The sequence below is a fragment of the Fructilactobacillus florum DSM 22689 = JCM 16035 genome (assembly GCF_001436645.1).
GTDB lineage: Bacteria > Bacillota > Bacilli > Lactobacillales > Lactobacillaceae > Fructilactobacillus > Fructilactobacillus florum.
Window position 1 is genome coordinate 1 of the sequence record NZ_AYZI01000031.1, and the last position, 604, is coordinate 604.

The 604-nt window shown below is 35.8% G+C and carries 1 protein-coding gene; it reads left to right on the plus strand.

Features of this window, described 5'->3' with window-relative positions:
* The first annotated feature begins 179 nt into the window (after positions 1-179).
* Positions 180-551, plus strand: coding sequence for a hypothetical protein (locus tag FC87_RS06660; protein WP_054690874.1), 372 nt, complete (start codon positions 180-182; stop codon positions 549-551).
* The last annotated feature ends 53 nt before the right edge of the window (positions 552-604 follow it).

Below are 604 nucleotides of genomic sequence, written 5' to 3' on the forward strand. Positions count from 1 at the left end.
AAGTACGTCATTCTAATGAGATTAAGAACTCTAGTCAATTCTTTAATTGCTAAAAAGCACGAAAATACTGAATTCCAAGCGAACGAACGGGTTGCCGCGGTACGCCGTTAGAACTTAATCAAATTAGTTATGCGGAAATACGCCTCACAATATAATTTTAATTAAGGAAGGATATTAGTATGTTTAAAAAAATTATCAAGTGGTCTTTGGTTGGCTTGGTTTTAATTGGGAGTAATTGGGCAACTTATAATTATACTAAAAAAACAATTCCGCCAGTTTATAAAACTAAGATTATTAAAGTAAAGACTACGCCAAAAACTGAAGTAGAAAAAGCACAACCAGTTTCACAACCAAAACCGCAACAACCGCAACAACCACAACAACCACAACAACAATCAGATGAGAATGATTATAATAAATATGATACTCCGGAGGAAGCAAAACGGGCAGAAGAAACGCAGAACATTACCAGTTCGGCGGCGTCAACCCCGGACGGAGTTGGGATTTCGATTGATGGTCTAACTGGTAAACAAATAAAACCGGATAATTAAAATAAACTGTTGACGGATTTAATAATGTGGTTTTAGAAGTACGTCATTCTAAT